The organism is Planktotalea sp. (assembly GCF_049680325.1).
Taxonomy (GTDB): Bacteria; Pseudomonadota; Alphaproteobacteria; order Rhodobacterales; family Rhodobacteraceae; genus Planktotalea.
This window is the reverse complement of the sequence record NZ_JBAUHO010000056.1, coordinates 1-7,157: the sequence shown is the minus strand read 5'-3', so window position 1 is coordinate 7,157 and position 7,157 is coordinate 1. Positions and strand designations below refer to the sequence as shown.

The window sequence follows — 7,157 nt, the reverse complement described above, 5'->3', positions numbered from 1 at the left end:
GGGCAGATATATGTGCCACGCGAGAGGTACTCTTTGATTAAATCGTTCTGCACCGTGCCTTGCAGCTTGGAAACGTCCGCACCTTGTTCCTCGGCAGCGGCGACGTAGAGCGCAAGCAACCAAGGCGCGGTCGCGTTGATTGTCATGGACGTATTCATGTCCTCTAGAGGGATCTGATCGAACAGCGTGCGCATGTCGCCCAGATGACAAACAGGCACACCCACTTTGCCGACTTCACCGCGCGCAAGGACATGATCGCTGTCGTAGCCTGTCTGTGTCGGCAGATCGAAAGCAACAGAAAGGCCAGTCTGACCTTTGGCCAAATTGCCACGATAAAGCGCGTTGGATGCTTTAGCCGTCGAGTGACCCGCGTAGGTTCGGATAAGCCATGGGCGATCTGTTTTCACGGCAGTTTGAGTGTCGGACATAGCGCGCCTCATGAATCAGATTGAGTAATTAAATTACGTTTGGAAATGTATATGTGGAATTTTACGCAACTGTCAATTCGCCGCGTTGCGGCATTTATGGATGCGATTGCAGCGTAAATCGCATCTCAGTCGCGCTGGAAAACCCGAAGACACATTTAAGCGGACCCAACGTTTGGATTTTGCCGGGCGCGAAGCCTTCGCGCTCATAAAGCGCGCGCGCACGCGGGTTGGTGTCAATGACATCAAGGCGCACGTCCGCACAGCCTTGTGCGTGGGCCTCTTGGATGATCGCCCGTAGCAGGGCGGTGCCAACACCCATGCCGCGTGCTGCTTCGGTGACGAAAATCCCGTCCATTAATAAGGAGGACGCTTCCAAGTCACGTTCAAGCAATGACAAAAGCGTTGCGCGCCAAAGTGATCCAAAAATTCCATAGATCGCACGCAGATCGCTCAAGTCGCCGCCTACCAAAGATCCTTCGCTTGTTTTGAAACCTGCAACCCCAAGCAAAGCTCCATCCTCGCTTCGTGCGCAAAGTGAAAAAGCGGGCTCGGCAACGCGCGCAAGAAAGGCCCTCGCCTTGATATCAGGTCCAAGGCCGAACGATAGTTTGGCACCAAACGCTTCCCAATAAAGCGCGGCGATCAAATCACGTTCATTTTCGTTAAAGCCACGGGTGATGCGAATGGCTGACAACTTTGCGTATTCCTTACTTGCTAGGTAAGAAATATATTTACCCTTTGCCGCCTTGCTGCAAGTGTCGCTTTATGTTGCGAACAATAGAACTTCCTATATGGCTCTTTGCGTTAATCCTGCTTTTTGCAGTGGTTACTTTTGCATCTCATTTTCTTTTTCCATCCGTGCGTTGGTTCTTCCGTCGCCGTATGGAGCGCGTCGTAAAGCGTGTTAACGAACGCTTGGAACGCCCGATCGAGCCGTTCAAACTTGCACGGCGCTATGACATGATTCAACGATTGATCTATGATCCAGAGGTCAGTCACGCAATCGCGGACTATGCCAAAAAGAATGGCGTGCCTGAGAACGTCGCCTTTGAAAAAGCCCGCAGTTACGCACGTGAGATTGTTCCATCATTCAGTGCCACGGCCTATTTCGGCTTCGCAATCCGAATAGCGCGCGTTTTGAGCAATGCGCTGTATCGTGTGCGTCTTGGCTATCACGATGATGAAGGGCTTAGCGGATTGGATAAGGACGCAACCGTTATCTTCGTTATGAACCACCGTTCAAACATGGACTATGTGCTTGTCACGTACCTGGCTGCGGAGCGTTCCGCGCTTGCATACGCCGTTGGCGAATGGGCCCGCGTTTGGCCGCTGAGCCGATTAATCAAGGCGATGGGCGCGTATTTCATCAGGCGTAGGTCGCGCGGTGATCTCTATCGCCGTGTCCTGGCGCGCTATGTGCATCTGGCGACCCAAGCTGGTGTAACGCAGGCAATGTTCCCCGAGGGCGGGCTTTCGCTGGATGGTAAACTAGCGCCGCCTAAGCTGGGCCTGCTGAAGTATATTACTGACGGGTATGAAGAAGACGGGCGCGACGTTCTGTTTGTTCCTGTCGCGCTGAATTATGACCGCGTTTTGGAAGATCGGATATTGATGGCAGCGGATGCCGCTGGGACACGCCGGTTTAGCGCGCGGATTTCCGTAGTCGCTGGCTTCGTTTTCAAACAGTTGTGGTTGCGAATTCTGGGCCGCTTTCATCGTTTCGGCTACGCAGCGGTCAGCTTTGGACATCCGGTGTCATTGCGCTCGCATGTTTTGGCACATGGCGGTGCGCCGGACGCAGAAGATCTCGCCTCAGAACTCATGGGGAGAATTGCAGAGGTCGTGCCAGTCGTTCCCGTTCCATTATTGGCCATTGTTATGCTCGCGCATTCGAATGCAGCAAAGGGTGATTTGCCTTCATTGATGCAAGCACAGCTCGATCACATGGGCAGCGCCTATGTTCACCTTCCACGTGATGACATTGGCTATGCCGCAGAAATCGCGCTCAAGCATCTGTGTGAGCGGCGTATCCTGAGGGTTGCGGATGATCGGGTCATCGTCGACGAAGATCAGCGCGCGGCGCTAAGTTATTACGCCAATTCAATTGCCCATCTCGTAGCTAAATGATGCGGACGCAGCATGAATGCTGCAATTGCTGGGTTATAAAATTACAAAAAATGACTTTCGGATGTTGCATTGTTGCGTAGGCCTGTCTACTTCCTAAGTGGAAGCAACGATTCTGCGTTGCAGCGCAATTAAAAGCAGGAGGCCAACATGGCTCTGGACACAGAAACCGGAACTTTCGCGTATGACGCGCCTGAAAAAGACCTCTACGAAATGGGTGAAATCCCACCCATGGGATATGTCCCAAAGAAAATGTACTCATGGGCGATCCGCCAGGAACGCCATGGTGAGCCTGACACGGCTATGCAGCAGGAAGTCGTAGATGTTCCTGTACTTGATAGCCATGAGGTTCTTGTTCTCGTGATGGCAGCTGGTGTGAACTACAACGGCGTTTGGGCGGCATTGGGCCTACCGATTTCTCCATTTGATGGCCACAAACAACCCTATCACATTGCGGGTTCCGATGCGTCCGGCATCGTTTGGGCCGTGGGTGACAAGGTGAAGCGCTGGAAAGTCGGCGACGAAGTTGTGATCCACTGCAACCAGGATGATGGCGATGATGAAGAATGCAACGGCGGCGATCCGATGTATTCCCCATCCCAGCGCATCTGGGGCTATGAAACACCCGATGGCTCTTTTGCCCAGTTCACTAACGTGCAGGCTCAGCAGCTAATGCCGCGTCCAAAGCATCTGACTTGGGAAGAAAGCGCTTGCTACACGCTGACGCTCGCAACGGCTTACCGCATGCTGTTTGGTCATGAGCCACATGATCTGAAGCCCGGACAAAACGTTCTGGTTTGGGGCGCGTCTGGTGGCCTTGGCTCTTACGCGATCCAGCTAATCAACACCGCAGGTGCCAACGCGATCGGTGTGATTTCGGATGAAGACAAGCGTGATTTCGTCATGGGCCTTGGTGCCAAAGGCGTTCTAAACCGCAAGGATTTTAACTGCTGGGGGCAATTGCCTAAGGTGAACACGCCCGAATATGCGGAGTGGTTCAAAGAAGCGCGCAAGTTCGGCAAGGCGATCTGGGATATCACAGGCAAAGGCAACAACGTCGATATGGTGTTCGAACACCCAGGCGAAGCGACCTTCCCTGTGTCCACCTTCGTCGTGAAAAAAGGCGGCATGGTTGTGATCTGTGCCGGCACAACCGGCTTTAACCTGACGTTCGACGTGCGCTACATGTGGATGCACCAAAAGCGTCTTCAAGGTAGCCACTTTGCCCACCTCAAGCAGGCATCTGCGGCCAATAAACTGATGCTGGAGCGTCGTCTTGATCCGTGCATGTCCGAAGTGTTCGAGTGGAACGATCTGCCTGCTGCGCACATGAAGATGCTGCGTAACGAGCATAAGCCGGGCAATATGTCCGTTCTGGTTCAGGCACCGAAGACCGGTCTGCGCACGCTTGAGGACGTTCTCGACGCGAATTAACTTTGGATTGTTTCGAAATACGAAACATTGCGCCCGCGAATCACATTTGTGTTCGCGGGCGTTTTCTATTGAGCGAACGGCTCTTAACAATTTCAGAGCGTTACTTTCTTGCGCATCCCTATTTCTGGGGAGTTGTTTTTCGTGAATACCTGAAATTAATCAACTCGTGCTATGGTTGTGTTAACCTTTCGTTAACTACTGCAAGCGAGACTCAAATTGAAAAATATATGGCTCCTGGACGTTCTTACGGATCTAAAAACTTTCGCGTCAGAAAATGGGCTTCCTGCTCTAGCGGCGCAATTGGATGTTACCCACCGCACAGCTAGCGCTGAGCTTGAAGCATTGATTGAAAGGCCTCTCGTTGGCTCAAACCCTGTACCTCGCGGACGTGGACCGCACCCTCGCCGAGCTGGAACGCGCTTCCGGGCTTGAGGACCTACAGGGGGCGATCGTCAACCTTCGCGATGCCTGCAAGATCGACCACTTCGTTTATCATTGGGTAAATAGCCAGGGCGAACAATATGGGTGCGGTACCTATTCACCCGAATGGGTCACCCGCTACATTGAGCAGGAATACCTTCGCATCGATCCGGTTATCTTGGGATGTTATCAACGGTTCCATCCCGTTGATTGGAAGCGATTGGACTGGTCATCAAAAGCGGCGCGTAGTTTTCAGCGCGAAGCCATCGAATTTGGTGTTGGCAATCAAGGGTTTTCGATCCCGATAAGGGGCCCGAACGGACAATATGCGCTGTTCACAGCATCGCACCGCTGCTCTGATGAAGAATGGGATAACTTTACAAAAAAATACCGTAGACAGTTGATATTGCTGGCTCATTTTTTCAACCAAAAAGCGCTGGAGTTTGAACCGAACCGCGTGCCGGATGCTGGGCGCGCGCTTTCACCGCGAGAAACGGATGCGATGACGTTTCTTGCCATGGGGCTCAATCGCGCTCAGGCGGCGGATACTATGGATATTTCCGAACATACCCTGCGGGTTTACATTGAATCCGCCCGATTCAAGCTTGGGGCGATCAACACAACCCATGCCGTCGCTCGCGCAATGAGCCGTGGATTAATCGTCGTTTAACCTTTTGCGGCCAAAGCGAACGCTCTATTTACCAGCACTTTATTAACCATCGTCAGTCTTTGCCTTCACACAGAAGGGGAATGCGCGCGATGATTAGATATCTGTATGCGGATCAATTGGATCGACTGGGCACTCTCGAAGAATCCATGTTCTTGGACCGAGCCGATCAATTTAAAACGCGGCTAGGCTGGGACGTCAGCGTGGACGAACGTGGGTATGAGCGCGATGAATACGACGCGCTGAACCCGCTTTATGTGCTATATCAAAAACCCGATGGCACCCACGGTGGTTCAATGCGTTTGTTGCCAAGCACAGGACGCACCATGGTGAATGAGCATTTTGCGGACATCCTTGGCGGCGGAGAAGTAAGAAGCCCATTGATCTGGGAATGCACGCGCTTTTGTCTATCTAGAACTGCCGAAGCTCGCACGGCGGCAGCCCTGATGCTTGCAGGCGGCGAGGTCATGGAAAACTTTGGTGTTAAGCATTTCGTCGGCGTGTTCGATGCCCGCATGGTGCGGATTTACAGAATGATCGGCGCAAGTCCCGAGGTATTGGGCAGCGTCGGGGCAGGGCGTGACAAAATCAGTGTCGGCCTGTGGTCATTTAGCGATGACGCCCGCGCCCGCGTCGCCCGAAAGGCAGGCATCACACCTTCGCTTTCACGGCTTTGGTTCGAACGTTCATTCACATCGGGCATACAGAAACTGTCGCAAACCGTGTAAAGGAGCAAACCAGTGCTGGCACTCCGAAAGGGGCGCAGTTAATCTGCGGCCAATGTCTCTCCCTTCGGTTACCCTTTCTGACGATCAAGCCTCCGCCTTTGACGCGGTGACGGAAATGCTGCGCCAAGCAGGCATCGATCTTGAAGACTCCCTTTTGATGCCGCCGCGCAGCAAAGAGCAAAGCGTTATGGCGCTGATCGGTAAGGCGGGATCAGGCAAGACTCTGCTTTTGGCCGAGCTTTATAAAGCCCTTGAAGAAGCTGGCGTCGAGATTGTTTCCGGTGACTTTGAGAGCCGTAAAAAGAAAGATCGCCGAACGCTTGCCATTCTAGCACCGACAAACAAAGCAGCCTCGGTATTGCGCATGCGCGGGGTGCCCGCGACGACAATTCACCGAATTCTATACACGCCAGTCTATGACCCAGAGTATGAGAAGGTCGCAGAGTGGCTTGCAGGAAACGGCGAGCGGCCCAGCATCGAAGGGCTTACAGATATCGCGCTGGATCGCGCGTTCGAGTTCTACCAGGGCAACAAATCCATTCCCGGTGCATTGGCGACTGCGGGCCTGCGCGGCTCAGACTTCATCACTGGTTGGAAGCGGCGCGAAGACCCGCTCGACATCGGATTCGTCGATGAATCCTCGATGCTCGATGATAAGCAGTTCAATGATCTAAAAGAGATCTTCCCGACGCTTGTCTTGTTCGGTGATCCTGCGCAGCTTGCCCCTGTTAACCAATCCGGCGCGATGGTTTTTGATGGCTTGACCGGGCCACGTAAGCTGGAGCTAAGTCGCATCCACCGTCAGGAAGCCGATAACCCGATCCTTGATCTGGCCCACGCCCTTGCCGATCCGGTCCTACAGTTTCAGGACTTCGAGAAGATGATCGAAGAGGCGGCCCAAAAAGATGACCGGGTGGTTTGGGGCCAAAGGGTCGAGGTCGATCTTATGGCGCGCTCGCCCGTTCTGGTGTGGCGCAATGCGACGCGTATTCGTTTGATAAATGCATTCCGCTCCGTTCACGGGGCCCCAGAAGATGCACTTCTTGAAGGGGAGCCGCTGATCTGCGACGGGATTGAACTACCGCTCAAGCACCGCAAAAAGCGGCTGGATTTGGAGGCGCGAGGTCTCATCAAGGGCGCGCAGGTAATCTACCTGGGAATGGGGCGCAAGCCGGGGTTTTCCCGCTTGCATGTGATGGGTGCTGAAGATCCACAAGTGTCCGCAGCTTCTATCGTTAAGATTGAAAAGCCGGACGAGGAAGAACCCTTCATTCCCTTTGCTGCACGCATGGGGGCTACCTTTCTGCATGGCGCGGCGGTGACAATTCACAAGGCGCAGGGTAGCCAGTGGGATAC

General features: G+C 53.6%; 7 protein-coding genes. 5 read left to right on the top strand and 2 right to left on the bottom strand.

The window, feature by feature from the left end:
- Both WBC85_RS02360 and WBC85_RS02355 read right to left on the bottom strand, forming a co-directional pair.
- On the bottom strand, positions 1–428 hold a 428-nt coding region (locus WBC85_RS02360; protein ID WP_424433074.1), incomplete at its 3' end, for a methylmalonyl-CoA mutase family protein.
- Positions 429–522: 94 nt separating this feature from the next.
- Positions 523–1,122, bottom strand: coding sequence for a GNAT family N-acetyltransferase (locus tag WBC85_RS02355; RefSeq protein ID WP_424433073.1), 600 nt, complete (start codon positions 1,120–1,122; stop codon positions 523–525).
- A 71-nt stretch (positions 1,123–1,193) separates the two neighbouring features.
- Here WBC85_RS02355 and WBC85_RS02350 point away from each other — a divergent pair, with 71 nt between their 5' ends.
- The 5 genes from WBC85_RS02350 to WBC85_RS02330 all read left to right on the top strand — a co-directional run.
- Positions 1,194–2,555 (top strand): 1-acyl-sn-glycerol-3-phosphate acyltransferase, encoded by a 1,362-nt coding sequence (locus tag WBC85_RS02350; RefSeq protein WP_424433072.1) that lies wholly within the window; start codon positions 1,194–1,196, stop codon positions 2,553–2,555.
- A gap of 147 nt (positions 2,556–2,702) precedes the next feature.
- Positions 2,703–3,986, top strand: coding sequence for a crotonyl-CoA carboxylase/reductase (gene ccrA, locus WBC85_RS02345; protein ID WP_424433071.1), 1,284 nt, complete (start codon positions 2,703–2,705; stop codon positions 3,984–3,986).
- 361 nt (positions 3,987–4,347) lie between these two features.
- Positions 4,348–5,076 (top strand): helix-turn-helix transcriptional regulator, encoded by a 729-nt coding sequence (locus WBC85_RS02340; protein WP_424433070.1) that lies wholly within the window; start codon positions 4,348–4,350, stop codon positions 5,074–5,076.
- Between the two features lie 89 nt (positions 5,077–5,165).
- A complete protein-coding gene (locus WBC85_RS02335) occupies positions 5,166–5,801 on the top strand; it encodes an acyl-homoserine-lactone synthase (RefSeq protein ID WP_424433069.1) in 636 nt (211 codons plus the stop codon).
- 52 nt (positions 5,802–5,853) lie between these two features.
- On the top strand, positions 5,854–7,157 hold a 1,304-nt coding region (locus WBC85_RS02330; RefSeq protein WP_424433068.1), incomplete at its 3' end, for an AAA family ATPase.

Coding starts and splice junctions, on each gene's coding strand:
- WBC85_RS02335 (WP_424433069.1), top strand. CDS start 5,166: ATGATTAGATATCTGTATGCGGATCAATTGGATCGACTGGGCACTCTC.
- ccrA (WP_424433071.1), top strand. CDS start 2,703: ATGGCTCTGGACACAGAAACCGGAACTTTCGCGTATGACGCGCCTGAA.
- WBC85_RS02350 (WP_424433072.1), top strand. CDS start 1,194: ATGTTGCGAACAATAGAACTTCCTATATGGCTCTTTGCGTTAATCCTG.